Annotated in this window: 28 protein-coding genes and 1 pseudogene; 17 read left to right on the top strand and 12 right to left on the bottom strand. The window is 26.8% G+C overall.

Going from position 1 to position 25,858, the window contains the following annotated elements; genetic code table 11:
- The first annotated feature begins 214 nt into the window (after positions 1–214).
- Both KGF46_RS06825 and KGF46_RS06820 read left to right on the top strand, forming a co-directional pair.
- The gene (locus KGF46_RS06825; RefSeq protein ID WP_227828523.1) at positions 215–460 is read left to right on the top strand and encodes a hypothetical protein; all 246 of its coding nucleotides are present in this window, start codon (positions 215–217) and stop codon (positions 458–460) included.
- Positions 461–565: 105 nt separating this feature from the next.
- Positions 566–829, top strand: a complete 264-nt coding sequence (locus tag KGF46_RS06820; RefSeq protein WP_227828524.1) for a DUF1883 domain-containing protein — start codon at positions 566–568, stop codon at positions 827–829.
- A 422-nt stretch (positions 830–1,251) separates the two neighbouring features.
- Here the strand turns inward: KGF46_RS06820 and KGF46_RS06815 are convergent, their stop codons facing one another.
- Complete coding sequence (locus tag KGF46_RS06815) at positions 1,252–2,199, bottom strand: 4Fe-4S dicluster domain-containing protein (RefSeq protein ID WP_227828525.1); 948 nt, start codon at positions 2,197–2,199, stop codon at positions 1,252–1,254.
- A 2-nt stretch (positions 2,200–2,201) separates the two neighbouring features.
- Positions 2,202–3,833 (bottom strand): FAD-dependent oxidoreductase, encoded by a 1,632-nt coding sequence (locus tag KGF46_RS06810; protein ID WP_227828526.1) that lies wholly within the window; start codon positions 3,831–3,833, stop codon positions 2,202–2,204.
- Between the two features lie 127 nt (positions 3,834–3,960).
- On the opposite strand from KGF46_RS06810, the gene KGF46_RS06805 reads away from it, so the two are divergent.
- Positions 3,961–4,866: a LysR family transcriptional regulator gene (locus tag KGF46_RS06805; protein ID WP_227828527.1), complete on the top strand. Its 906-nt coding sequence runs from the start codon at positions 3,961–3,963 to the stop codon at positions 4,864–4,866.
- 125 nt (positions 4,867–4,991) lie between these two features.
- Here the strand turns inward: KGF46_RS06805 and KGF46_RS06800 are convergent, their stop codons facing one another.
- Positions 4,992–5,879: a LysR family transcriptional regulator gene (locus KGF46_RS06800; RefSeq protein ID WP_227828528.1), complete on the bottom strand. Its 888-nt coding sequence runs from the start codon at positions 5,877–5,879 to the stop codon at positions 4,992–4,994.
- Positions 5,880–5,986: 107 nt separating this feature from the next.
- Here KGF46_RS06800 and KGF46_RS06795 point away from each other — a divergent pair, with 107 nt between their 5' ends.
- From KGF46_RS06795 to KGF46_RS06775, 5 genes and pseudogenes are all read left to right on the top strand, one after another.
- Positions 5,987–6,574: a LysE family transporter gene (locus KGF46_RS06795; protein ID WP_227828529.1), complete on the top strand. Its 588-nt coding sequence runs from the start codon at positions 5,987–5,989 to the stop codon at positions 6,572–6,574.
- 226 nt (positions 6,575–6,800) lie between these two features.
- Positions 6,801–7,076 carry a heavy metal-binding domain-containing protein gene (locus KGF46_RS06790; RefSeq protein WP_227828530.1) on the top strand — a complete coding sequence of 92 codons (276 nt, stop codon included), beginning with the start codon at positions 6,801–6,803 and terminating at the stop codon, positions 7,074–7,076.
- 447 nt (positions 7,077–7,523) lie between these two features.
- Positions 7,524–8,090 carry a hypothetical protein gene (locus KGF46_RS06785; RefSeq protein WP_227828531.1) on the top strand — a complete coding sequence of 189 codons (567 nt, stop codon included), beginning with the start codon at positions 7,524–7,526 and terminating at the stop codon, positions 8,088–8,090.
- 119 nt (positions 8,091–8,209) lie between these two features.
- Positions 8,210–8,395, top strand: a complete 186-nt coding sequence (locus KGF46_RS06780; RefSeq protein WP_227828532.1) for a phage holin family protein — start codon at positions 8,210–8,212, stop codon at positions 8,393–8,395.
- A gap of 70 nt (positions 8,396–8,465) precedes the next feature.
- Positions 8,466–9,262: pseudogene (locus KGF46_RS06775) on the top strand (N-acetylmuramoyl-L-alanine amidase).
- Positions 9,263–9,349: 87 nt separating this feature from the next.
- Here KGF46_RS06775 and KGF46_RS06770 read toward each other — a convergent pair.
- The 3 genes from KGF46_RS06770 to KGF46_RS06760 are packed head-to-tail and all read right to left on the bottom strand — an operon-like array spanning position 9,350 to position 11,427.
- Positions 9,350–9,487 carry a cyclic lactone autoinducer peptide gene (locus KGF46_RS06770; protein WP_227828533.1) on the bottom strand — a complete coding sequence of 46 codons (138 nt, stop codon included), beginning with the start codon at positions 9,485–9,487 and terminating at the stop codon, positions 9,350–9,352.
- Position 9,488: 1 nt separating this feature from the next.
- Positions 9,489–10,082 (bottom strand): accessory gene regulator B family protein, encoded by a 594-nt coding sequence (locus tag KGF46_RS06765; RefSeq protein ID WP_227828534.1) that lies wholly within the window; start codon positions 10,080–10,082, stop codon positions 9,489–9,491.
- Positions 10,075–11,427 carry a sensor histidine kinase gene (locus tag KGF46_RS06760; protein ID WP_227828535.1) on the bottom strand — a complete coding sequence of 451 codons (1,353 nt, stop codon included), beginning with the start codon at positions 11,425–11,427 and terminating at the stop codon, positions 10,075–10,077. The genes KGF46_RS06765 and KGF46_RS06760 overlap by 8 nt, the downstream gene beginning before the upstream one ends.
- Before the next feature lie 635 nt (positions 11,428–12,062).
- Between KGF46_RS06760 and KGF46_RS06755 the strand changes: the two genes are divergently transcribed.
- From KGF46_RS06755 to KGF46_RS06750, 3 genes are all read left to right on the top strand, one after another.
- Entirely contained in the window at positions 12,063–12,605 is a 543-nt protein-coding gene (locus tag KGF46_RS06755) for a class I SAM-dependent methyltransferase (RefSeq protein WP_413927279.1), read from the top strand.
- A gap of 93 nt (positions 12,606–12,698) precedes the next feature.
- The gene (locus KGF46_RS20015) at positions 12,699–12,824 is read left to right on the top strand and encodes a hypothetical protein (RefSeq protein WP_255611301.1); all 126 of its coding nucleotides are present in this window, start codon (positions 12,699–12,701) and stop codon (positions 12,822–12,824) included.
- 300 nt (positions 12,825–13,124) lie between these two features.
- Positions 13,125–13,346, top strand: a complete 222-nt coding sequence (locus tag KGF46_RS06750) for a hypothetical protein (RefSeq protein ID WP_227828536.1) — start codon at positions 13,125–13,127, stop codon at positions 13,344–13,346.
- Between the two features lie 281 nt (positions 13,347–13,627).
- Here the strand turns inward: KGF46_RS06750 and KGF46_RS06745 are convergent, their stop codons facing one another.
- The 3 genes from KGF46_RS06745 to KGF46_RS06735 all read right to left on the bottom strand — a co-directional run bounded on the left by KGF46_RS06745 (position 13,628) and on the right by KGF46_RS06735 (position 16,478).
- The gene (locus KGF46_RS06745; RefSeq protein WP_227828537.1) at positions 13,628–14,209 is read right to left on the bottom strand and encodes a TerD family protein; all 582 of its coding nucleotides are present in this window, start codon (positions 14,207–14,209) and stop codon (positions 13,628–13,630) included.
- Between the two features lie 41 nt (positions 14,210–14,250).
- On the bottom strand, positions 14,251–14,817 hold the full coding sequence (locus KGF46_RS06740) for a TerD family protein (protein ID WP_227828538.1): 567 nt from the start codon (positions 14,815–14,817) through the stop codon (positions 14,251–14,253).
- 800 nt (positions 14,818–15,617) lie between these two features.
- Complete coding sequence (locus KGF46_RS06735; protein ID WP_227828539.1) at positions 15,618–16,478, bottom strand: YitT family protein; 861 nt, start codon at positions 16,476–16,478, stop codon at positions 15,618–15,620.
- 147 nt (positions 16,479–16,625) lie between these two features.
- On the opposite strand from KGF46_RS06735, the gene KGF46_RS06730 reads away from it, so the two are divergent.
- The 3 genes from KGF46_RS06730 to KGF46_RS06720 all read left to right on the top strand — a co-directional run bounded on the left by KGF46_RS06730 (position 16,626) and on the right by KGF46_RS06720 (position 20,064).
- Complete coding sequence (locus KGF46_RS06730; RefSeq protein ID WP_227828540.1) at positions 16,626–17,516, top strand: MBL fold metallo-hydrolase; 891 nt, start codon at positions 16,626–16,628, stop codon at positions 17,514–17,516.
- A gap of 88 nt (positions 17,517–17,604) precedes the next feature.
- Complete coding sequence (locus tag KGF46_RS06725) at positions 17,605–18,066, top strand: methyltransferase family protein (protein WP_227828541.1); 462 nt, start codon at positions 17,605–17,607, stop codon at positions 18,064–18,066.
- A gap of 249 nt (positions 18,067–18,315) precedes the next feature.
- On the top strand, positions 18,316–20,064 hold the full coding sequence (locus tag KGF46_RS06720; RefSeq protein WP_227841676.1) for a cell wall-binding repeat-containing protein: 1,749 nt from the start codon (positions 18,316–18,318) through the stop codon (positions 20,062–20,064).
- A 141-nt stretch (positions 20,065–20,205) separates the two neighbouring features.
- Here KGF46_RS06720 and KGF46_RS06715 read toward each other — a convergent pair whose 3' ends face one another.
- Complete coding sequence (locus KGF46_RS06715; protein ID WP_227829958.1) at positions 20,206–20,808, bottom strand: flavodoxin family protein; 603 nt, start codon at positions 20,806–20,808, stop codon at positions 20,206–20,208.
- Between the two features lie 488 nt (positions 20,809–21,296).
- Here KGF46_RS06715 and KGF46_RS06710 point away from each other — a divergent pair, with 488 nt between their 5' ends.
- Positions 21,297–22,508, top strand: coding sequence for a pyridoxal-dependent decarboxylase (locus tag KGF46_RS06710; RefSeq protein ID WP_227861879.1), 1,212 nt, complete (start codon positions 21,297–21,299; stop codon positions 22,506–22,508).
- A 535-nt stretch (positions 22,509–23,043) separates the two neighbouring features.
- Here KGF46_RS06710 and KGF46_RS06705 read toward each other — a convergent pair.
- The gene (locus KGF46_RS06705; RefSeq protein ID WP_227829956.1) at positions 23,044–23,517 is read right to left on the bottom strand and encodes a DUF2798 domain-containing protein; all 474 of its coding nucleotides are present in this window, start codon (positions 23,515–23,517) and stop codon (positions 23,044–23,046) included.
- Positions 23,518–23,760: 243 nt separating this feature from the next.
- On the opposite strand from KGF46_RS06705, the gene KGF46_RS20335 reads away from it, so the two are divergent.
- Both KGF46_RS20335 and KGF46_RS06700 read left to right on the top strand, forming a co-directional pair.
- Positions 23,761–23,958 carry a multidrug transporter gene (locus KGF46_RS20335; RefSeq protein WP_413840309.1) on the top strand — a complete coding sequence of 66 codons (198 nt, stop codon included), beginning with the start codon at positions 23,761–23,763 and terminating at the stop codon, positions 23,956–23,958.
- Between the two features lie 33 nt (positions 23,959–23,991).
- Positions 23,992–24,963 (top strand): MFS transporter, encoded by a 972-nt coding sequence (locus KGF46_RS06700; RefSeq protein ID WP_413927277.1) that lies wholly within the window; start codon positions 23,992–23,994, stop codon positions 24,961–24,963.
- A 278-nt stretch (positions 24,964–25,241) separates the two neighbouring features.
- Here the strand turns inward: KGF46_RS06700 and KGF46_RS20330 are convergent, their stop codons facing one another.
- Positions 25,242–25,544, bottom strand: coding sequence for an HXXEE domain-containing protein (locus KGF46_RS20330; RefSeq protein WP_413894758.1), 303 nt, complete (start codon positions 25,542–25,544; stop codon positions 25,242–25,244).
- Positions 25,545–25,858: the final 314 nt, after the last annotated feature.

Here is a 25,858-nt window from a genome sequence, read left to right as displayed (position 1 = left end):
CTATAAGATTGCACAAACTAATAAAAAAATATATTAATTATAAAGAAATATATAAGAAAATAAAAGAATTAATGAATGTAATATAAAGTAAAAAAGTATAAAATTATATAATGCTCTTATAAAATAAAGAAAAAATAGAAATTTACTATAAAATACATAGATTATGACATAATATGGTATAATTAGTAAAAATATAGAGATTGGAGGAATTAATTTGTTTATAGAGGAAGAATTAGAAGGATATATAATAAAATGTAAAATATCTGAAGACTTTAAAGATAGACCTGGATATAGTGATGAAGAATTTTGTGTTACAATCTATAAAGATGAAAGTTCTGACTCTGGATATTATGCTCTATTAGAAAATAAGGATGAAAAAGCAATATGGGATGGAAAAATTGTTGCTAATAATATTTTAAATAAACTTTGGATTGTAGTAGATAAGGTTAGAGCTGGTTAAGAATGTAATTATATAGTATTTATAATATTTTAAATAAATTTTCAGATATAGAGGACTAATATGTAATAAATGAGAAAAGTTATTCAATTGTGGAGGGTTAATTAAATGGAATATAGTTATAGTAAGATGCATCTGAAAAAAGGAGATATTGTAGAAGTAAATTTGGAGAAACAAGCTAATGTGATATTATTAGATCATATAAATTATGTTAAATTTAAAAATCAAAGAAACTATGATTACTACGGTGGATTTGCCAAGAAAACTCCATGCAGAATGAAAGTTCCTAATACAGGAACTTGGTATCTGGTTGTAAATGAAAACGGAAATAGTGGTATAGTAAACTTTTCAATTAATACAATTCAAAATTAATTTAATACTAAAGAGCTTGGATTAATATCTAGGTCTTTTTATTGTGTCATGGTTTATATATAAAGTTATATAAACAAATATTGAAAAGAGTGTTAATATATATAAATATAAATTAAATCAATAATTACGAATTTGATATAGATATATTCATTAATAAAGTATATAAAGTTAATAAAAATATGAATATAAAATGGTTATTACTTTTATTAACTCTTTTTAGTTCTTATATATTTTTATATAATTAGAATAAAATAAGTATACAGTTTTGATAAAGAAAGGATTTATAAAGATGCATTAAGAATGTATATTTACAAATCCTTTGTATCTATATCTATCTGGCATATAACTAATCTATTATTTTTATATAGGTTGTTTATATACACTAAATATGCTTTTAAAAATTAAATTTAAAATACGTATTATTAACACTGAGCTCCACCTTTAAGATGTAAAGGAGCATCAAGTATAGCTTGTTTTCTTTCCAATACAGAATCTGATAAAAGCATTTCTATAAATTTATCAACACCAATTCGGTCAATAGTAATTCCAAAACGTTCACCTGTTTTACCTTGTTCTCTAAATAAAAGAAGAGCTTTTTCAATTAAAGTCATAAGTTCCTCTTTTGAAAATAGTTTATCAATTTGTGTTCCAGGGCGAACAGATTTGCCCCATTTTCCTCCTATGTATATTTTGTAGCCAGATTCTTTTTCTTCAATACTGTCAAAATTACAACTTTCTATGCATTTACCACAGTTATTACATAAATTATTATCTATTTCAAGCTTTCCTTTATCTGTTAATTTAGCTGCTTTGACAGGACAGACTTCCATAACAGAACATTTTTTGCATCCAACACATATTTCAGGGTCATAATCAGGTACACGTTGACCGACAATTCCGAGGTCATTTAAGTCAGGTTTAATACAATTATTAGGGCATCCACCAACACCAATTTTAAATTTATGAGGTAATTTTACATCATACCAACCTTTATAAAATTCTTGATGAATTTCAGCAGCTAGTGCTTGTGTGTCAATTAACCCATGAACACAAACAGTTCCTTTACATGCTACAACAGGACGAACTCTTGAACCTGTTCCACCTGTGATTAAATTTTCACTGGCAATGAATTCACTTAAAGCTTCAATATCTTCAAACTTTACACCAGGTAACTCTACTGTTAATCTAGTAGTAAATGCTACTTGACCATTTCCAAATTTTTCGGCAGCCTCAGCAATCTTTTTTGTTTGTGATGTGTTAATTACACCATTTACAGTTATTATACGTGCAGCAAAATGTTCTCCATCCCTACTTGGTAAAAAACCTCTACCTTTTAATTCCTTTTTTTGTTCTGCTGTAATATTATTCATAATTAATCCTCCATTACTTTAAGATTTGGATAAAATAGTATTCCACCTTCAAGGACTTTTGTATTTGTATAACCAAAACGTCTCAAACGATTTTGAGCCATGTAGCTATTTTTACCTTTTGCACATATAAGAAGAATCTTTTCATCTTTAGAAAGACCTTCAATTTCTCCATTAATTTCACCAACCGGTAAATAACGTAGGTTAGGAATAGAAGGAACTTTTGAAACATCAAGTTTAGTCCAGCTATCAAAATCTTCAATTTCATCAAGTAAAACACTATCAAGATCTCCATCGAGTTTATTTTGTAACACGTTTACTGCTACTACAAAAGGATGAATAGCTGTTGAGAAAGGTGGTGCATATGCAAGGTCCATACTTTCTAATGAATAAAGATCTGCTCCTAAAGTTATTGCAGTAGCAGCTATATCTACTATCTTATCAGTTGCACCAGGGCCCATAACTTGAACACCTAATAACTTTCTAGTATGTTTTTCAGCAACCATTCTTATTATAAAATTAGATGCACCAGGATAATAATGAGCCTTATCATCAGTAGCTATAGTAACAGAGCAAACATCATAACCTTCTTTTTTAGCTGATTCTTTGCTTAAGCCTGTTTTTCCTACATTAAGCTCTGGTAATTTGACTACAGTTGTTCCAAGAACACCTTTATAAGTTTTAGATTTTCCGGCTATATTTTGAGCACAAATTCTACCTTCATGATTTGCAGATGAACCCATAGGTGACCATGTAGATTTATTTGTCAAAGCATTTTTTACATAAGCACAATCTCCAACTACATATATATTTTCATCTGCTGTAAGCATAAATTCATCTGCTATAAGTGTTTTATTTGGAGCAAATTCTAAATCCGTATTCTTTAAAAAGGCTGTATTAGGATGAATTCCAACTGACATAACCACTAAATCTGTTTTAATAACTCTATTTTTGGTACGAAGTTTTTCTACTTTATTTTCACCTTCAATACCTATAACTTGGTCGCCTGTGAAAATCATGATACCTTTATCAGCCATATGATTTTCAACATATTCAGCAAAGTCGGTATCAAATCCAGGCATAACATGTTCAGCCATATCAATAACACTTACACGTATGCCCATAGCAGAAAGATTTTCAGCAATTTCAAGACCAATAAAGCCTCCACCAATAACAACAGCTCTCTTGACTCCATCTTCCACAGTATCTCTTAATGCTATCGCATCATTTGGAGTACGCATGAAGAATACTCCAGATAAGTCGATTCCAGGTATTGGTGGTTTTATTGGGTCTGCTCCTGTGGCAATTACAAGTTTATCATAACTGATAGTTTCTTCTTCTCCTGTTGAAATCTTTTTCAAAATTACTTGTTTTGATTTTCTATCAATAGATGTAACTTCAACTCCACAGCGAACTTCTGCTCCTGTTAGTTTAGAAAAGCTTTCAGGTGTATTTACAATTAGAGAAGATTTATCTTCAATAACCTTACCAACATAATATGGTAAGCCACAGCCTGCATAAGAAATATGTTCGCCTTTATTTAGGATTGTAACAGAACAATTGTCACCCATTTCACGTTTTATTTTTGCAGCAGTTTTTGTTCCAGCAGCAACTCCACCTATAATTAATACTTTCACAATATCACACTCCAATCCTTTTTATAACTCTATGCTAAAATTATAGTTCTTGACAATGTATTTGTAAAATACTAAAATGTTAATAAAATCATAAGTATTTACTAATATTTGGTAAGGTCGTGATAATATGACTATTCGTAGCTTGGAGATATTTGTAAGGGTTGCTGAATGTGGTAAAATGAGTGAAGTTGCAAGAAATATGTATATTACGCAGTCGTCGGTTAGTCAAGCTATTTCGGAAATAGAAAAAGAGTATGGAGTTAAATTATTTGATAGAATTTCAAAAAAACTATACTTAACTGAAGCAGGAAAAAAGCTTCTAGGATATGGAAAGCATCTTTTATCTATAAATGAAGAGATGATTGATTGTATGAAACATTGTGCTAAAAATATTCGAATAAGAGTTGGAGCAACAGTAACTGTTGGTACTTGTGTAATAAGTCCAATAATATTAGAGTTATATAAAAGAAACCCTTTAGTAGAACCTGAAGTGTTTGTTGAAGATACAAGCTTAATTGTAAAAAAATTACTTAATAGTGAATTAGATATTGCAATTGTAGAAGGTAAGATTAATCATCCAGATATTGTGGTAAAAAGCATTATTAAGGACCATCTTGTACTTGTATGTTCCAATAAGCATAAATTTTACAATCGAGATTCAGTAAAAGTCTCAGAGCTTTCAAACCAGCCATTAATTATGCGTGAACTGGGAAGTGGAACAAGAGCGCAACTAGAAAATCAATTGAAAGAATTAAAAATACCAATGAATATTAGATGGTCATGTTATAATTCTGAAGCTATCCTGAGAGCAGTTACAGATAATTTTGGTATTGCTGTTATATCTGAACTTCTTGTTGAAGATTACTTAAAGAAAAATCTTTTATGGTCTTGTGATATTGAAGGCATTAACTTATGCAGAACATTTGATATTGCATATCATAAAAATAAGTTTTTTACTGAGAATATATCATCATTTTTTGATATTTCAGTAGAGTTTGGGAAAAAAGAAATGAGAAAGAAGATTAGGAGGTAGCAACTAAGTATAGTTGTTACCTTCTTTTTCATATCTAAAGCATATTCATAACTACAAAGTTTTAAATTGAGAAGTTGAGTGGTTAATTATGTCATATTTATTTTTTTTATATATTTATTGTTTTACTATTTTTCATTTGCAGTAACTAAATCAATAAATAACTGCATAAGAGGGCTAATCCATCTATTCTTATGATGTGCACATACAGCTGTGATAGTTTTACTACTTAAATCTGTTTTAATTTCACATAAATCTCCTGATTTAATTTCACTTTCTATCGTAAATGTGGGGAGATAAGATATACCCATATCATTTTTCACTAAATTTTTAATTGTTGGGATACTCCAAAGTTCAATTGTATGGTCTAAAGTAATATCCTTTTCTCGTAAATATGTCTCAAATATCTGTCTAAAAATGCAGTTATTCTCATCTATTATAAATGGTATTTTTAATTGTTGATTTGGAGTAATAAAATCTGGAAACTGATTTTTTATCTTTGGTGAAGACACTAATGTAAGTGAGTATTCTCCAACTGGATAGGTATAAATAGAATTTCCAATTCCACCAATGTCTTGATAAAATAGTCCCAAATCAATACTTCCTGATAGTAATGAATCTCTTATATCATAACAATTCATTGAGCGAAGAAACAAGCGAGCATTTGGTGCAAGGTCATGGAACTGTTTTAGTATTGTAGGTATTTTATAACAAAGTAATGTTTCGGCGATTGCAATATGTAAATCCCCTCGTAGTTCAGAAAGGTCTGTACCAAAGTTTTTCATTTTATCAAATGAAGAGAGCACTTCATTAACATATGGGATTAGATTTTCTCCTATCTTAGTCAACACCATCCTTCTTCCAATTTTTTCGAAAAGATGTACAGATAATTCCTGTTCTAACTGTTGTACTTGGAAAGTTATTGTTGATTGTGTGTAATTCAGTTTGTCTGCTGCTTTTGAAAAGCTACCTTCTTCAACAATAGTCTTAAAAGTTTGCAGGTATTTAATATACATGTTTTCCTCCTGTATAGTTCAATAATTTTAAAGTATAACTTTAAATATTTCGATTTGTTTAAATATTTAATTTAAAGTATTATAATATAAAAGGAGTGTGATTACAAGTGTTGAGTGAAATTTTATTATCTTTTTTACCTTATGCTTTTGTAACAGGTTTTACACCAGGGCCAAATAACATTCTTGCATTAAATACAATAAGTAATAATGGATGGCAAAAAGGAAAATCAATGATTATAGGTATTAGTGCTGGATTTGTGTGTGTTATGATTATATGCGCTTTAGGATGTTTTGGATTGTCAAAGTTTATTCCAACATTAATTGATACCATGAAATACATAGGAGCTGTATATATTATCTATTTGGCAATTCATGTTGCGAAGAGTAGACCAAATGATGAAAATAAAACACAAACAAAATCTTTTTGGTCAGGATTTATTCTACAATTTGTCAATGTCAAAATTATTTTGTATGGTATCACTGTTTATATGGGATATGTAATTCCTGTGTCAAAGTCGATTGTATTTTTATTGGTAACTGCTATTTGTAGTTCTATTGTAGGAATTTCTGGAACCATAACATGGGCTCTAGCAGGAGGATTTTTGAAAAAATATATCAACAGATATTATAGGGTGTTTAACATTACTATGGCACTGATACTTGTTTGGAGTGCATTAAAGTTAATTTTGGCATAACTTTTTACATAAAAATTGTAAGTAAATTTAGAAAGTTTAACCGTTCTAAATTTTATAATCATAATTTTAGATTTATACTATTAGCATCTCCTCTTTTGGAAAGGTTAGTTTTTCAGTAAGCTGGTTTTTTAAATTTTTTAAGGTAGTAGAAAAGTATTATTGATTTTGTTGAAATATCATATAATTTAGACTACTATTAAAGAAAAAGGTATTGGAGGATATAAATATGATTATAAGTACTGGAGATATTAAAGAAGAATATGGGGTTATAGATGCTATATTTGCAATAGACTCTCATAAGGAAGGTATTTTTAGAAGTGCAGACCCAAACTCAGCATTTAAAGGAGTAAAGGAACAATTAAAGAAAAAATGTGAACAGTTAGGTGGAAATGCTATAATTAATTGTCAATTTGAATATCGTATTGCTGTAGCAGATGGATTTGCAAGTAAAAAACAGGTTGTTGAGATATTTGCATATGGAACTGCTGTAAAAACTTTATAAAAATAGATTAAGTTAAAAGGTCATCTTAGTAGATGGTCTTTTTTTATACAATAAATTAAAATGAGAATGGTAAATATGTTATGAGATTAAGTTTTTGAATTTATGAAATAGAGTAACAGAACTTAATAGGAATTAGCTTTATTCTCTATTATATGGTATAATGTAGAATAGAGATAAGGAAGTGGTTAGTATAGGAATATTAAAAAGTGCTGAATTAGTTAGAAATATAGCACAAAGAATTGCTAGAGAAAAGGGAATAAGAGAGCAAGATGCATGAAATGATGCTGTTACAGAGTATAAACAAAAACATAGATACTTAGTCTAGAGAATCATCTTTATAGATGGTCTTTTTTTATACAAGAAGTTTGTGTAATAAATTAAAAATAAATGTAAAAAATATTATACAACTATAATAAGATAAAGGAATGTTTTTAAGGAGAAAAAGATATGCTCAATCAGTTTAATGAATTTCTTGGTAACTATGTAAATATAATTTCTGTAATTGCATCATTTGCAGCAATAGCAGCCTTAATTATATCAATTATGGCTTTTATGGAATCTAATAAACAAGCCAAATTGATATTAAAATATAGAAGAAATAATGAGAATAATATGGCTGGTGATTATTATGAAAATGGTAATGGATATATTAGACTTAATTCAAATAAGATAGATGATAAATCTAATGTTTATGCCGAAATTCATAGTAACAACTTAGTTGATTTTGTAATAGAAAATAAAAGTACTATTGTTGCAAAAAGCCCTATATTAAGTTTGAAATTTATTAATATGGAAGTAGATATTGGAGAAAATAATAATTTTGAACAAATAAATAAAGAGCTTAGATGGCACCCAAAAGATAATACTACAATTCATAAAGGAATAAATTTTAGAATAGAACAATTTAATTTTAAAAATTGTGTTATGCTTAAAAAAGAAGCGTATATAGAAGTAGTATTATCAGCTGATAATATGGAAACAAAAGAATTTAGGATACCCATAAAAGCGTATTAAAGAACTCAATAACAAGAGTTCTTTTTTTAGTGAAAGTTTGTATTATTTTGTAACTGTGGAATAATTTTTGAAGGATATTGACCATTGAAGTTGAATTTTATACTTTGCAGGGGATAAAAATGAATAATTTAATAAGTTTTATACCAGAGCAACTGCTTTTATTAGTGGTTGCTCTTAATGTTTTAAGGTTTGGTTTTAAGAAATATAAGCAATTATATAATAAGTATATTCCAGTTATATTACTAATACTTGGAGTAGGTTTCTTAGTATGGATGTTAGAATTAAATGCTGATGCAGTCTTATAAGGTGTAATTTGTGTGGCATATCAATAGGTATAAATCAAACTTACAAGCAGTTAAAGGAGGAAAATAAATAATGAAAATATGTATGACAGTAGGACACAGTATTTTAAAAAATGGGGCATCTACTTTCACTGATGAAGTGATTAACGAATATCAATATAATAAGTCATTGGCATCAGTATTAGTAGATACATTCATAAAAGAAGGATATAAAGTAGATGTAATAATATGTCCTGAAAGATAGTTTAAAACTAAGAGTGATAAAAAATCTTAAAATACCTAGAGTTAATAGTGAAGGATATGACAACTACATTTAAATGCAAGTGATGGTCAAGGAGAAAGTTCAGAGGTTCTATATTATAGTAATAAATGTCTAGAGTATGCAACTAGAATATGTAAGAATTAAAAATAGAGGTGCTAAATTAGATAAAAGTTTATATATTTTAAATAGTTCAAAGTATATATCAGTATTAATTGAAAGTTTTTTTGTGATAATAAAGATGATTATGAGTAAGCAAGGAAACTTGGATATGAAAGCATGGAGAAGGTACATTAAATAAAACTATAAGTAATAAGGTAGTTAAGCAGATATATAAACATACAATAGTTTATTCTGATGATTATAAAGTATCAGCAGATATTTTAGCGCTATATTATAAAAGAGCAAAAGAAAGTTATCTAGTAACAGATATAAAAGAGTATAAACCGCACTAAACAGAAAATCTGTATGTAATTGGTGGAGTAACTTGCAATAAAGCTAAAGACTTGAGTAAGATTACAGGAGAAAAATTTACTCAGATATATGATAGTGATGTGTGGTCAATAATAGATAGAGCTAGAGAGTTTGTAAAAGAAAAATTATTGAGTTAGAGGTTTTTATAATAAATCCATATGAAAGTATAGAAAAATAAGAACTTATTAATTAAGTATTTAAATAAGTTCTTATTTTTTAGTTTTTTATAGTTTATCTTTTAAACTTTTGGGCATTTCTGGTTGGTTAATATACCATACTGATGTCGTATTTGCAGATATGAAAGCTATAGCTATAGCTACACTTCCAAATAATTTCATAAATTTACATAAAATTTTATTCATATTATAACTCCTTGTTTTTTATATTTATAGATATTTGTATAATTAATAATAAACTTACCCAAAATAAAGCTAAGGAAATATATATAATGTAGTTATAAATAAAAGTATAGACACAACCTATAAGAATTATTATAAATAGAATTATAGATATAACTCTAGAAAAAAATTTATTTTTTTTATATCTATTTTTATTCAATGGATTATTAACATGGCAAACTGGAGCAAGTAAATATATACATAAAAAGCTTAAAGTAGATATCAACATAACATATATAGGGAAAGTATTAAGTTTGTTTAATTCGATTCCAAAAACCATAGATAGAGAAAAGATGCTAGTAAAAGTAATAATACATAATCTGTTACTTTTTGCATGAAATCCTCCAGAAAACTGTCTTATTGAACAAAAAGATACTAAAAATATTATAGTATAAATAATTTTATTTAATAATAAACCTATTAGTAATGATATTGTAGTATTTATACATAGAGAAAATATGATTTGTAATCCATAGGAACATATTTCTAAATCATTTTCATTTATTATTTGTTTTGAACTAAAGAAATAGGATACTTTGTCAGAAAAAAACTTAATCATAAGATTTACTTTCTGTCATTTTAGTAATGTCACTATTATTTGAATAAGGATTATTAAGTGGTATTAATATATTTAAAGAAAACATAGTATCCGTAAATTCTATAGTGGCTGTTCCAGCATATTTTTCTAAAGTATTTTTTATACTTTTTATTCCTAGTCCATGAAATTCTTTATTTTTTTTGGTAGTAATGAAATTCTTCTTTTTTTCTATAATAACATTGGATTTAGTATTACTAATTTTTATTACAAAAAAATTATTTATTAATCTTCCCTGTAATGAAATACTTTTGTTTCCTTTCTTTATTTTATCACAAGCCTCAATTGCATTATCTATAGCATTTGCAAATATGGAACAGACATCTTCTTCATTGATAAAATTACATTGAGAAAAATCTATACCAGTTATAAATCTGATTTCTTTTTTTATACAAAGCTCCTTTTTTTCTTTGAGTATAATATTAAGTGCTATATTTCCTGTATCAAACATATTATTATATTCATCAAGCTTTTTTTCAAGATTTTTTATGTAGTTTGAAGTATCGTAATTATTTTTACTCATTTCTTTTATACAGATAATATGGTTTTTCATATCATGATATAATTCTTTTGTTTTTATATAGTTATTTTTTACATTTTGATAATAATTATGTTCAAGATTTGTTTTTTCTTGTAATTTCAATAATTCAAGATATTTTTTATTATCTCTTAGCATTTTTATTATGCCAACAATTAGTGCTATATTTGATGCTGTTAATAATAATGCCATAATCATAATATCAAATTTTGTAGAAGAAGAAATATTTATAAATGAAAAAATACATTTATAGAATATAATAAAGGATATCAAATTACTTACTATTGGAATAGATAAATAAATTTCCTTTTTGCCAATTTTTACACTGTTGAAAGAAACTTTGTAGATAAATAGCATAAAAAATAAGAATACTTTTGATATAAATAAGCATTCATATCTGTAAAAATTTTCTTCTAACAAGATATTCATACTATCCAAATTATTTATAAACAATGTTAATGACATAGTTAATGCGTCAATTCCTATTAACAACATCCAATAGGAAAATACAACTATTAGGCATTTAGTAAAGTTAACTCTATAATTGAATTTGTAAATACTATAAGTTGAAATAATACATATCAAAACTCTAATATTAGGGTCAATATTTAAATAAAAAATAAAAATAAGAACAAAAACAGCAATTAAAAAAGAAATATTTAATTTCATTGAATTTGTTTTTATTTTACTTGTATAATCAAATACTTTTTTACATACCCAAATTTCTATAATAGAGGATAAAAGTGTAATTAAAAATGATATATTTAACATTGTAGTAATCTCCATAACTAATAAATTTTATATATAAAAACGGTTTGAAAATTTATAATAATTATATCATAAAATATATTAGTTAGGGATAATGTTGTTAAATATTAACTATATATGTGTAAATATGTATAAAATTTTTGATATATACATGGTTATTAATAGAAACACATAAAACTATAGTAGAAGTTGTACTAATAAAATGAACAAAAACTACCATGCTAAAATATAAGACATGTTATAGCTGTATTAGAAAATTTCATTAATATATAACAAAAGCATATTTTTTATAGATGTGTTTCTTTTTTGTAATTCATTAATGCATAAACTATCAAGAGCATTACTCAACATATTTTAAAATCGATTCAAATCGTTCTTCTTAAGAACATAAATTATATGATATAGTAAAGTTCAGCGGTTATTTACTCCTTTTTCCAGCTAGAAAAGCCGATGGAGATTACATTTTTTTATGAGCTGTCCAATCTGCAAAAGGTAAGATGGTATCCGAATGAATAAAAGGCTTATGCACAGTGATACGAAATGAGCCATTTGACATTTCCACTGGCATGTATTAGAATGAGAGAAAATTGAGTTGTATTTGTTCGCATTAGTCGAACAATGCGCACAGTAGAGTATTTATATTTTCCAATATAGAAAGGTGGGCAATATGGAAACAAACCAATACTTACTCGCTGGCACGTCAGGGATATGCCGTTGATGCGGTAGAATTAGTTGAACATAATATAGAGATTTTCCATCAAAATACTCAACCAGATGAAAATATAACTATTATTCAGGGTAACGCTATGGATTTGTCTGCTTTTTCAGACAATCAATATGATGTTATATTACTGTTAGGTCTGCTGTATCATATTTATAGCACAGAAGATAATCAACAAGCTTTGCACGAAGCAATTCGTGTAACAAAACAGGGAGGCGTAGTTTTTGCCGCGTATGTCATATCTGATGGTTGTCTATTTGACGAAGGGTTCAAGCGTGGTAATATCAGTGTCGCCGAATATATTAAAAATGGATTGCTTGATTCCAAAACATTTGCTACCAAGTCCCAGCCAAAGGATTTACTTGAACTTGTACGTAAAGAAAACATCGACGATTTGATGTCTGTATTTGATGTATCAAGACTGCACTATGCTGTTCCTTATTTATGCGTGAAGCAGTAGATGCTATGGACGATGAAATATTTGAATTGTATTTGAAATATCACTTTGCTACTTGTGAGCGTGAAGATTTAGTGGATATTACGAGTCATGCGATTGATATATTCAAGAAATAAGATATATGTTTATTATACAAAACTATATGAGAAAGAAGATTTAAGTGGCTATAAAATGGAAGTATTAGAAGAATGGATAAAAAGTTATCAAGAAGAAGATGAATAGATTAAAAGGTAGTATTTATAAATAAATAGATACTACCTTTGTTGTTATTTATAAAAATATGTATAAATTGTGGAAATGTATTTAGGCTTTGGAAGAAAAGTAGTGATATATTGTTCATCCTGATAGGATTCTGTCAAAGGAATGCCACTTGGTTTTTGTTCTCCTTATTTTCATCAAAGTAACTTATGTATAATTTATCTTCTCATTTTTTTCACCACTTTCTAAAATCGTGATTGATGAGGTAGATTAGTGACTATATTTTAAAATAGGAATATGATAAAAATTTTGACACAATAAAACATGAATGCGAAAACAAAAGGAAAGAGTTATTTTAATATTACAGCAAAACGAGAAGGTTATGGTACTCTACTAACATTTAAGCTAAGAAGACGAGTTTGTAGGATAATACGAAAGATACCATCAGCAAGATTAGATACTCAGCAAATACGTAGAAAGTATGGTTTTCACAATTCTACTACAGCTACAAAAAAGACCAAGACAACTCTAAGTGGATTATTCTGAATGAGGATACTGTATTTGTGGTAAATTGGATATTTGTACTTTAATTTTGTTGATAAGATTTACGCATAAGAAAGCCGTAGAATACGTAAATATCCTACGACAAATCTTAAAAACAGAAAACATACTTATTAGAGTTGTGCTAATAGCACATTTCTATTTTTTTACTAAGTATTATATGGTCAAAGAGTATTTTGAAAACTTTTTAAATACTTGTATTTTTTTTAAATTAACAAATCAATTTAATATAACTTAAAAATATCCTTTTTATTTTAAATTACTTATTAGCCTATATTAACACCAAAATTTCCACATAATCCTGAAAGACCATCTTCAAAACCAGAACCTAAGGCATTGAATTTCCATTCTTCATTATGTTTATATAACTCTGCAACCACTATTGCTGTTTCTATACTAAAATCTTCACCTAATTCATATTTGATAAGCTCTTCATTAGTTTCTTCATTATAAATTCTTATATATGAATTTTCAACTTGTCCAAAGTTTTGTCTTCTTGTAGTAGCTTCATTTATAGTAACAGTGAATGATATCTTTGCAATGTTTTGTGGTATTTTAGATAGGTCAACACTTATTTGCTCATCATCACCATCTCCAACTCCTGTTCTATTATCTCCCATGTATTCAACTGCTCCAGAAGCATGTTTTAAATTATTATAGAATATGAAATCTCCATCATTTGTTACCTTACCATCAGCTCCAGTTAAAAATGCAGAAGCATCTAAATCAAAATCAAAACCACCATCATATTTATTAGTATCCCATCCTAATCCTACCATTACTTTTTTAAGACCTGGGTTAGTTTTTGTTAAACTTACTTTTTGTCCCTTTGCTAAAGTTATACCCATTTAAAACAACTCCTTTTATAAATTTTTTATTATAGTTAGTATTAACGATATATATCAGTTAATTCATGAAGCTCTTCATTTTGACCAATTCCTAGGGCATTAAATTTCCATTCTTCATTTCTGCGATAAATTTCGCCTGCCAAAACTGTTACTTTACCAGAAAAGTCTTCTTGAAGGTTATATTTAAATAATTCTTGTCTAGAATTTGAATCAACTAGCCTTATAAAAGAATTATTCATCTGGCCAAAATCTTGATTTCTTTTTTTAGCTCTGTATATAGAAACTCCAAAAACTATTTTGTGTACATATTCAGGTATCTCACCTAAATTAACATTTATTTGTTCATCGTCTCCTTCGCCTCTTCCAGTTAAGTTATCACCAGTATGTATGATAGATTTAGAAGGATGTTTAAGATGTCCAAAATAAACTAAGTCTTTTGATGATTTCATTTTATCTTCATTAGTTAATGCTATTGCAAATGCATCTAAATCATAGTTTTTCTTACCTAGTTTGTTCATATCCCACCCTAATCCTACAACTAAATTTTTTACAGGATTAGCATCTTTTACTAAACTTACTCTTTGTCCTTTTTGTAAATTAACACTCATTTTAAGTTCTCCTTTTTAATATTTTTAGTTTTATTGACAGTGTTAAATATAATCATCATATTATTTTTATTATATACATATTTAGACCAATTTGGCTATATTTATGAATCATTTATTATATAAATATCTTATAATCCATAAATATAGGTCTTGTGTAATTTTAAAATACTTTATAATTAGTAATTGCATAGGTGTTTAAGTTTATATTTCGTTTAATTGTTAAAAAATTCAATAAATGATATAATGGAGAATAATAATTATAAAAACTTGTAGTTTGTAGATAAGATTATATGTATAGAAATTTATATAAAGTTGGGAGATATATATGGATTATTATAGGATTATTTTTAGTAATTGTTGTATGTTTGAATAAAATTTTTATAAAAATTAGACCTGAATACTTAAGTTTGATTAATCTTTTAATCAGTATAATTGGGATGATAATTCCTATACCTATCATTGATAGTAAGATAAAAAAGAAATTTATAGATAAGTAATCGTAATTTATATGTAAATTACAATTACTTATTATAGTAGTAGATAATTTAACATATATTTTATACAGATTTGTGTCAATGTAATTAATCTATTTTAAATTTATATTGATAGGAAAGTATATAAAATATAGATATTAAACTAATAAATAATGCAAATTTAGCACAATGAGATAAATTTAAAATTAAATCTAAGTGGTGTATTTTTTGATTGTTTATTGTATGAAAAACAGCAAGCACAATTTTCAAATATAAAAATATAAGTTTTTTATATCTGAAATTTATGCTTGCTATTTGTTTTTGTGATTATTCTATTTTTTTAAATCCATTTCCTAAAGCTTCATGTATATCTGTAATTATTATAAATGCATTAGGATCGACACTTTTCACTAATTTTTTTAGTTCAACAACTTCTTTTTTCTCAACTACAACCAAAAGTACATTTTTATTTTCTCCAGTATAAGCACCTTCGCCTTTTAGAATAGTTGCGCCTCTATCTAAATCTTCCATTATTCTTTTACTTATGTCTGATGAAAGGTCAGATATAATAGTAAATGATTTTGAATAATTAAATCCTTCAATAAGTAAGTCACTAATTTTTACTAAAATGTATAGTGCTACAGTTGAATAAAGTGCAATCTCAACTTGTCTATTTACTATTCCCGATAGTACTACTACAACACAGTCGACAATACCCATCAAAACAGGGATACTAAGTGTAGGAAAATATTTATTTAATAGGAGTGCCATCAAATCGGTTCCACCTGTAGAGCCATTTATTCTAAAAATAAGGCCTTGACCAACTCCCATTAAAATAGAACCAGATATAATTGCAAGATACATATCATTTGTAATATCTAGTGTAGTCATATTTGCAGTAACTTTAAGTGCTATAGTAAGAAAAATTATACCTAAGACTGTTTTAAAGCAATCTTTCTTTGAAAGTATTCTGTAAGCAAATATGAATAGAGGTATATTTAAAAGTAAATTGACAATCCAAAGTTGTACACCAAATAATGAATTTAAAACAACTCCAAGACCTGTTATACCACCAGCAGCAATTGCATGTGGATTAAAAAACATGTTAAGAGAAATTGCCATTAATATACAGCCTACAATTAATATTAAAATTTCTGAAAAAGTTATTCTATCTTTTTTCAATAACATCACTCCTTATATATAGATTATAATATATATCATATAGTTTTTCCAATTTTTAATAAAAAAAATAAAAACATATTATAAAAATAATTTGATTGGAATTTTCTGAAAATTAATGCTATAATTAAAAATAAATTTAAGGGAGGTTATAAAATGGCTAAACTGACTTTAGAACATATAGAAGGAAATACATATTATATCCCACTTCCTACAATAGTAGGTGTATATGTAGATGGAAATAATGCAATTTTAATTGACAGTGGAAATAACAAAGATACAGCCAGACAAGTTCTTAGACTATTAGAGGAGCATAATTTAAATCCTAAACTAATAATAAACACTCATTCAAATGCAGACCACATAGGAGGGAATGCATATTTGAAAAATCAAACAAAATGCAAGATTGCTACAACTAAAATAGAAGGATACTTTACAGAAAATCCAATATTAGAATCAGCATTTTTGTATGGAGGGTATCCAAGTAAAGCATTAAAAAATAAATTTTTATTAGCAAAAGAGAGTGAAGTTGATTATATTATACCTTCAAATGGGAAAATTTTAGATACAGAACTTGAAGCGATTTCTCTTCCTGGTCATTATTTTGAAATGATTGGTGTTAGAACTCCAGATAATGTTTTGTTTGTTGCAGATAGCCTTACACCAGAAAATATAATTAGTAAATATCATTTCTTTTTTTTATTGGATATAGATTTACAATTTAAAACGTTAGAAAAAATGAAAACTCTTGATGCAGATTTTTTTGTTCCAAGTCACTCTGTCAAGACTACAAGTATACAAGATTTAATTGATGTCAATAAAGAAAAGATGGAAGAGATAATATCTAATATTAAAAAGGTTTGTTGTGAACCAATTATGATTGATGAAGTCATTGAAAAAATGTGTGATGTGTACAACGTTAAATTAGATGCTAATCAATACGTTCTAGTTGGTAGTACAATACGTTCTTATATAACATATTTATATGAACACAATATGGTTGAATATGTATTTGATGGTGGCAAGATGATGATAAAGGCTGTATAAATACTGAAAAATATCAAACTATGCAATAAAAATATTTTAATACAAGTATCTTCGAAAAAAAGAGATAAAAATAAAATTTGCCATCAAATTGCCACAACAAATACTTGGTCAAAGTATTGCTGGATTTCTTTTCTTATTTGGATTGCTAGGAGTACCAGCTCTAGATAACCGCTTTGCTTGGTCTAGTATTCCACTTATTTTGACAATAATATCAGATGTACTTATTTTAATTGGATTTATAATTGTATTCTTTGTTTTTCGATACAATTCCTTTACATCAAAAGTTATAACTGTTATGAGTAATCAAAAAGTGATTACTGATGGACCATATTCAGTTGTGCGACATCCTATGTATCTAGGTGCTATATTAATTATACTTTTTACACCTCTAGCACTGAATTCATGGTGGGGAATGATTGCTGCAATTACTTTATGCATAATAATTGTGTTTCGGATATTAGATGAAGAGAAGTTACTTAGTGCTGAACTTGATGGATATAAGGAATATTGTCAAAAAACGAAATATCGTATTATACCTTATATTTGGTAAAGTGTAAATTTCTAGTTTATTAATCAGATGAAATAACCTTGGTAAAAAGTCGAATATTTTAAGCTGTATTTCTATTTATTACTTACTTGACTATTAATTAATAAATAGAAATACAGCTTTTTTATATTAAATAATTTTAAGAGAATAGCTATTTAATTATAAAATTATGCTATAATTTGTAAATAAAGAGGTAAATTTATAAAAATTAAAAAAATAATTAATTATAAGAAGGGGGAAATAGTAGGGATTATGAATAAAAAGTTCAAAAAATTCAGTAAAAAAATAGGTATATCAACTTTGGCTTTGACTCTATTTCTTTTTAATAGTTTAACTGCAAGTGCACAAATTAAAGAGGATTCTATAATAGGAACTGATAGATATGAAACAGCAGGACTTATAGCAGATAAGCAGACTTATGACACTGTAATATTAGTTAATGGAGATGAAAATTTATCTGATGGGCTTTCATCAAGTGGACTATCAGGTACTATCAATGCTCCAATACTTTTAACTAAAAAAAATGAACTGCCAAATGCGACATTAAATAGATTAAATAATAAGAATTTGAATGTCGTAAAAAAAGTATATATAATTGGTGGTTATAATACAATTGATAATTCAGTAGAAAAAGATATAAAAAGAAAAAATATTGAAGTAGAAAGAATAAGTGGAAATAGTAGAATTGAAACTAGTTACAATGTAGCAAAAAAAATAAATGAAGTTAGTAAAGTAAAAGAAGTTATGATGACAAATGGATTTGTCGGTGAGGCTGATGCTATGAGTATAGCACCTGTAGCAGCAAAAAATAAGGTGCCAATAATACTTACAGATGGTAAAAAAATTCCGTTTAGTACTAAAGAGTTAAGTGTTTATGCTATAGGAGGTAGTTCTGCAATAGATGAAAAGTTAATAAAAGAGACCAATGCAACTAGAGTTGGGGGAAATGATAGATTTGAAACTAATAAAAAAGTAATAGAAAAGTTTTATAATGGGGCAAATGGTTTTTACATAACAAAAGGATATCAATTAATAGATGCATTGACATTATCTCCTCTAGCAAAAGAAAAACCAATCGTTTTAGTTGCTGATGGAAGTAATAAAAGCATATTAAAAGGAGCTAAAAGTATAATTAAAGTTGGAGGAATCGATTCAAATACATATAAACAATGTTTAGATATAGCAGAGTATAGTGACATGGACATAACACCAAATATAATAAAACATTTAACTACAATTGATGGAAATGAAGTATCTGAAATGTCTATAGAGATGGATAATTTAGGTGTAATTATTGAAAAGACAGATACTAATAAATTTGAATTTGATTATGTTAGTGTTAGCAATGAAAAAAATTGTACTTTTTCTTTAAATAAAGAAGAATCTTCTAATAATGTAAAAGATGGTAAGATGGTTGTAAGTGCTAAGAAAAAAATAGAAAAAAATACAGATAATACTGTAGAAGATATGAATGGTGATAATATTATAAATGCAAGTAAAGATAAGATGGTAAATATATTAAAGATAGGAATTCCTGATAGAGTTTATTCTAATTTTAAGATAGATACTGGAAATGGGTCAGTAAGAGTTTATAATATCAAAGGAGGAGCTACAATTAATGTTAATAATGGAACTGTAAAAGTTGAAGGTAGTGATATAACATATCCTTTTAATATAAATATTAATAATGGAGTTTCAAATGTAGTTGCTGAATCTATATTGTCTGAAATAAAGTTTAGAGCTAATAATGGTGTTGTTGAGGTAACTGCTACAAATATAAATGGAAATATAAGCGTGTTTGGGGAAGATGACACAGATATATTTAGTGGTGTATTTAAATTAAAATTAAAAAAAGAACCATCAAATTTACACTTAAAATTGGGTGATAGAGGATTAAACAAGTTACCAGAAGGTTGGTCTAATGATTATACTTTAGGTAATGGACATCCAATTATAGAGGTGAAAAATAGTGGTATAAATGATATATCATTTCAAAACTAAAATACAGGTGGAAATAAAGCTTATATAATTTTTAAATTATATAAGCTTTATTTGTTTTATTTGTATTATTAAGTTATAAAATTTAGATAACTGTAAATAAAAAATTGTGTCTCAAAAAAATAGTATTTTATTGTAGTATAGTTAATAGTTATCTGCTTTAAATGAATTATGTACAATGTTACAAATATATTTTGCAAATTGACGAGAGTGTTCTTCTTTTTCAGTATCCATAAAATTAGGTTTACCTAAATCACGTTCAACAAGCATTCCTATATATTTCAACTGTGAATGTTTGCAATAACGCTTTATACCATCTTCCCAGATATCAGCTCCTTTTTCAGGTCTATATCCACAAGTTGTAATAAGTGCTAGTGATTTTCCTGACCATAGTGCTGGTCCTTTTTCATCACCATAGTATTTATTCATACCATATACCAATCTATCGAGCAAAGCTTTCATTGGAGCAGTGCAATACCAAGAATAAATTGGAGTTGCAAGAATAATCAAATCACACATAAGAACTTTTTTGAAAATTTTATGAACATCATCATCATGACAACATCCAAAAGAAGATAAATTTTTCTGACATTTTTTACAGGCAATACAAGGTTCTATTTGATAATCATATAACCATAACATTTCAAGATTTGCATTATAGTTTTCTAGTTCTTCTATAAATGGCTCTAAAATAGAAGCTGTATTGCCATTCTTCTTAGGACTTCCCATAAGAATACATACTTTCATATTAACACCTCCATATTATTTTAAAATAATTTTTAATCATATAGTAATATTTAGATTTTATAAAAACTTTTTAAATATATATTACATAGAATGATTTTTATTTTATTTGGTAGTTTAAAACCAATAGTCTAAAGAAGTACTTTTAGAAAACTAGCAATATTAGTAACTATGTAGAATGCTAGTAAAATTAAAATCATCCATGTAAAAATATGATTTTTGTATGGATATACTTTATTAATTCTTTTTCCAATACGTACCAGTAAAATATACATTAAAAAATATGCTAAAAAGACTATTAAAAATTTCATATATAACCTCACAATTTTAAAGTTTAATATAAACTTAGGATACTACGAGAATACATTAACAACAATATACTTTTTTAATCTGTAACAAAGTTGAAATAAATTATTTCTATAGTAAAATATATTATAATTAGTATAGGAACTTAATTAATAAAATCATCTATAACCATGGAGGTATAAAATATGTATTTAAATCAAGAATATAACTTTATAAAAGAACATGCACCATGTTATATATATGATGAGGTTAATATAATCGAAAGATGTATGGAGTTAAAAAATAATATTTTAGGTTTTGACTTTTTATATTCCATAAAAACAAATCCATATAATAAAATTGTGAAAAGTATTGCTAAACAAGGGTTTGGAACAGATGCGGCATCAATGAAAGAAGTATTGATTTCAAAAGAATGTGGAGTGGTTAGAGATAATATTTACTATTCTGCACCAGGAAAGACAGAGGAAGATATAGAAGCTGTTTTAGATAAGTGTATAATTATTGCGGATAGTATAACAGAAATAGAACTTATAAATAAAATATCAAAAAAACATAATAAAAAAATTAAAATAGGTCTTAGAATAAATCCTGATTTTACTATGGATGATGATAGCTCTATATCAAGCAAGTTTGGTATTGATATAGAAGATATAGATAATGTTTTTAAAATATTAAATCTTTGTAACTATATATCTGTAGTTGGGATACATATACATATTAAATATCAAGTGTTAGATTTTGAAAAGTTAGGATGTTATTATGAAAAATGTTTTCTCATAGCATTAAATTTAAATAAAAGTGAACATATAAACATTGAGTTTATAAATTTTGGTAGTGGTATTGGAGTAGCATATGACAATCTTAAAGAAAGTCCAGTTAATTTTAAAAAGCTTTCGATATTAACTGAAAAGATTGTTTCTACTAATGCAAATACATTAAAGGCTAGACTCTTTATTGAATCAGGTCGTTTTGTAGTTTGCACATCAGGCAATTACTATACTAAAATTGTCGATATTAAGGTATCAAGAGGGACAAAGTATCTTGTTGTAAGAAATGGTCTTAATGGATTTATGAGACCTATTATTTCTAATTTAATTGAGAAAGTAACTTGTGGTGTAGAATTAGAAGGGCAAGAACCATTATATACATCAAATCATGCATTTTCTTTTTCAGTATTAAGTAGTTCAGAAGAAGAAGAGTATGTAACAATAGTTGGAAATCTTTGTACATCATTAGATGTATTAGCCAATAATGTTAAATTAAAAAAGGCAGTTATAGGAGATGTGGTTTCAATTAATAATGCTGGTAGTTACTCGTATTCTCTATCTCCATTAATGTTTTCAAACTATGAATTTCCTAGACAATATTATAAAAAAAAAGATGGGTGGATTGAGTGAATTTTTCTGAAATCTTCAAACTGGAATATTCTATATTTCCTAATTTTTAATAAGTAAAAGCTATTTTATCATAACCATTTGGAATTTCATAAGAAGTCAATTTGATTCTTCTATTTTGTAATTCCTCGTGTTGTTCAGAATTATCGAAAGTACCTATTAAAATATTCATAAAAGAATTTAATTTGTCACCTATATCATAGATTAACTGGTAATGACTGATTATGATAAGCATACTTTATTTTTAGAGGGGAGTAAGTATGAAAATAGTGGGAGTCTACTATATAATAAAATTTTTACTTGATTCTACAAAATGAAAAATACATTGCCAAGAGTGAATTTGAACATAATGTGAAAATTAAATTTAATAAATTTGAATGGAATTTCATAAATCTAAAATATAATTAACGATGAATTTGATGGCAAATAAATTTGGTAACAAATTTATTTGCCACTAATTAAAAATTATTGTATAGTGTAGTAGCTTGATTTGGGATAAGTATACTTATAGTATAAAGTCTTATGTAGTTTTGTATAGTTATAAACAATCTACAATTGTTCCTTCAGGAAATAACCTCCTAAAAACAAATCTCACTAAAGGGCCTGCAATTAGTAGTTGTAATGGCAATGCAATAATAAAGTTGTTGAATATATTAACAACCCATACAAATAAGATTGTACTAGAAAAACCAACTGATTCAATGGCTCCAAATAAAGACATACATATAACCATTCCACATACCATACAACTTGATATAACAATGGCCTTTGCAATTTGTCTACTTTCTGGATTTACAATGCGAAATGCGATTTTTTTAGCAATTTTAGAAACAACAAACCAATCAAAAATCATACCTACTACATATGCTAGTGGAAAACTCATCCAAGCATTTTTTACAGTTTCTAGCGAAAGGCCTTCATGCAAAGAGACATTATAGACACTCATAAAAAATACCATAAAGGCACACATAATCACTGTAAATATTAAACTTTCTTTTCTATTTTGTGGCATATTCATTTACCTCCAAGTGTAATTTATTTCTATTAGGATTATACATGAAGAAAAATTTTGTCGTAAGTAAATTTTTAAAAATTTGAAATTTATTTTTGAAATAGATAGAAATATCCATAAAATATTTTTATTTTTATGGATATCCATGGAAATTAAGTTTTTTAAACTTTATAATTAATAGTATAAGGTAATAAAATTATAGTGCTGTCAAAGAAATTTAAAATTTAGGGGGTGTAGTTCTATATGGAATTGTGGAAAAGAAATTTATTTGTATGTTGGATAGGGATGTTCTTTAGTTCTATAGGTATGAGCCAAATAGCACCTATACTTCCATTATATATTAAGCAGTTGGGTGTAACTGATGTAGGCTTAATACAACAGTATTCAGGTATGATTTTTGGATGTACTTTTGTAGTAGCAGCATTTTTTTCGCCAATTTGAGGGAAAGCTGCTGATAAATATGGAAGAAAATCAATGCTTTTACGTGCAAGTATTGGTATGGGAATAGTGATATTTACCATGGCATTTGTACAAAATGTTTATCAGCTATTAGGGCTAAGGATTCTTCAAGGTGTTTTTACAGGTTATGCAACTGCATGTACTACACTGATTGCAACTCAGACAGATAAAAATCATTCTGGTTGGGCCTTAGGTACACTTGCAACTGCATCAACTACTGGTTCATTAATTGGGCCAACAGTAGGAGGGTATATAGAATCAATTTTAGGACTTAAAAGTGTATTTATTATAACAGGAGGATTATTATTTGTATCATTTATCATATCTATTCTGTTTGTAGTAGATAATTTTAGACCTAAAGAAATAAAAGAGTTAATTTCTATACCTAAAGAACAATTAAATCCATTGCCAAATAAGTTTTTAATTGCATCTATTTTTGTGACTACATTTATTACTCAGCTGGCATTATATTCTATAGAACCAATTGTAACAATATATATATCACAGCTTACAAATTTTGCATCAAATGTAGCTTTAATAGCAGGATTGACATTTTCTGCATCAGGATTAGCAAACCTATTGGCAGCTCAAAAACTTGGAAAAATGTCAGATAAAATAGGACCTCAAAAGGTATTACTAATTTCACTTTTATGGGCAGGAATTATATTTATACCACAAGCTTTTGTAAGAACTGCATGGCAACTGATGTTGCTGAGATTTTTATTAGGATTATCAGTGGCAGGGCTTAATCCTTCTGTAAATAGTTTATTAAAAAAAATTGCACCAGAAGAATATGTTGGAAAAATATTTGGATATAATGCATCTGCTCAGTATATGGGATGTTCATCAGGAGCTTTTTTAGGGGGACAAATATCGGCCCATTTAGGTATTAGAACAGTATTTTTCTCAACAAGTATATTATTATTTTTGAATGCACTTTGGATGTATAAATTTACTGGATTATTTACTAAAGATAATGTAAAATAATTTTTAAACTTTGATAAAAAAGAAGAGTAGCTTTAGTACTATATTTAAAAAACTAATCAAAATTATAGATAAAAGAATTCATTTTTATGAATTCTTTTATTTTTATTAACCTTAAAATTGTGTTTTTACAACCTCCTTGTAGCATTTGTTTGCCTGTTGTATAATGGTAGAAATTATAAAAATATAGACTTCAATATATTTGAAGTAAGTGTTTTATTATATTTCTAAAATACAATACGGAGGAATTTAATAATGCAAGCCAATAAAAGAATCTAAAACTAATAATTATTTTCAACCTGATACATTATTAGTAAATATTCAAAAAATTTCATAGCTTTAGGAAGTGAAACAAATATTATTACTAGTAAAACTGTACCAATAAAACAGAAAAGTGCAAGTTTAAATAGACTATAATTAAGCATATTCGATGTAATATAAAGTAGCCAGATACAGATTGGTAAAAAGATTATGGATGTGAATACGCCAGGAACATGGTGTTTAAATCGGATATATAAGTTAAAGTGAGGAAATATAAAATGTAAAAGCAAATAAACATCCATACCAAATGAAATAGTTGTCAAAGATACAAGATAGCAAAGTTATAATTGAAAGCGTAATAATAAAAAAGTGATATTATAAGAAAATCGAACACAAATTATTTTTTAATTTTTGTACGATTCTTTCAAATAAAATGTCAAATATAAATGCTATATATCCAATTTTTATATATCAATTAAAGAAAAGTTTAAATTTTTAGTTTTTTAATAGTGTATATATTTAATTTCATAATGTAGAATAAACATTTCTTATGTAATTTGTTATAGAATTATATCAAGAAATAACTTATGGAAAAAATTGGAAAATATTATTATCGACAAAATCTTTGACTTAAAAA

Source organism: Clostridioides sp. ZZV14-6153, assembly GCF_020657855.1.
Taxonomy (GTDB): Bacteria; Bacillota; Clostridia; order Peptostreptococcales; family Peptostreptococcaceae; genus Clostridioides.
This window is presented reverse-complemented; position numbering and strand designations above follow the sequence as displayed.

Bases quoted from the DNA above. Each gene is read 5' to 3' on its own strand.
- KGF46_RS06820 (WP_227828524.1), top strand. From the start codon at position 566: ATGGAATATAGTTATAGTAAGATGCATCTGAAAAAAGGAGATATTGTA.
- KGF46_RS06815 (WP_227828525.1), bottom strand. From the start codon at position 2,199: ATGAATAATATTACAGCAGAACAAAAAAAGGAATTAAAAGGTAGAGGT.
- KGF46_RS06805 (WP_227828527.1), top strand. From the start codon at position 3,961: ATGACTATTCGTAGCTTGGAGATATTTGTAAGGGTTGCTGAATGTGGT.
- KGF46_RS06800 (WP_227828528.1), bottom strand. From the start codon at position 5,879: ATGTATATTAAATACCTGCAAACTTTTAAGACTATTGTTGAAGAAGGT.
- KGF46_RS06790 (WP_227828530.1), top strand. From the start codon at position 6,801: ATGATTATAAGTACTGGAGATATTAAAGAAGAATATGGGGTTATAGAT.
- KGF46_RS06785 (WP_227828531.1), top strand. From the start codon at position 7,524: ATGCTCAATCAGTTTAATGAATTTCTTGGTAACTATGTAAATATAATT.
- KGF46_RS06780 (WP_227828532.1), top strand. From the start codon at position 8,210: ATGAATAATTTAATAAGTTTTATACCAGAGCAACTGCTTTTATTAGTG.
- KGF46_RS06770 (WP_227828533.1), bottom strand. From the start codon at position 9,487: ATGAATAAAATTTTATGTAAATTTATGAAATTATTTGGAAGTGTAGCT.
- KGF46_RS06765 (WP_227828534.1), bottom strand. From the start codon at position 10,082: ATGATTAAGTTTTTTTCTGACAAAGTATCCTATTTCTTTAGTTCAAAA.
- KGF46_RS06760 (WP_227828535.1), bottom strand. From the start codon at position 11,427: ATGTTAAATATATCATTTTTAATTACACTTTTATCCTCTATTATAGAA.
- KGF46_RS06750 (WP_227828536.1), top strand. From the start codon at position 13,125: ATGAATGCGAAAACAAAAGGAAAGAGTTATTTTAATATTACAGCAAAA.
- KGF46_RS06745 (WP_227828537.1), bottom strand. From the start codon at position 14,209: ATGGGTATAACTTTAGCAAAGGGACAAAAAGTAAGTTTAACAAAAACT.
- KGF46_RS06740 (WP_227828538.1), bottom strand. From the start codon at position 14,817: ATGAGTGTTAATTTACAAAAAGGACAAAGAGTAAGTTTAGTAAAAGAT.
- KGF46_RS06735 (WP_227828539.1), bottom strand. From the start codon at position 16,478: ATGTTATTGAAAAAAGATAGAATAACTTTTTCAGAAATTTTAATATTA.
- KGF46_RS06730 (WP_227828540.1), top strand. From the start codon at position 16,626: ATGGCTAAACTGACTTTAGAACATATAGAAGGAAATACATATTATATC.
- KGF46_RS06720 (WP_227841676.1), top strand. From the start codon at position 18,316: ATGAATAAAAAGTTCAAAAAATTCAGTAAAAAAATAGGTATATCAACT.
- KGF46_RS06715 (WP_227829958.1), bottom strand. From the start codon at position 20,808: ATGAAAGTATGTATTCTTATGGGAAGTCCTAAGAAGAATGGCAATACA.
- KGF46_RS06710 (WP_227861879.1), top strand. From the start codon at position 21,297: ATGTATTTAAATCAAGAATATAACTTTATAAAAGAACATGCACCATGT.
- KGF46_RS06705 (WP_227829956.1), bottom strand. From the start codon at position 23,517: ATGCCACAAAATAGAAAAGAAAGTTTAATATTTACAGTGATTATGTGT.
- KGF46_RS20335 (WP_413840309.1), top strand. From the start codon at position 23,761: ATGGAATTGTGGAAAAGAAATTTATTTGTATGTTGGATAGGGATGTTC.
- KGF46_RS06700 (WP_413927277.1), top strand. From the start codon at position 23,992: ATGCTTTTACGTGCAAGTATTGGTATGGGAATAGTGATATTTACCATG.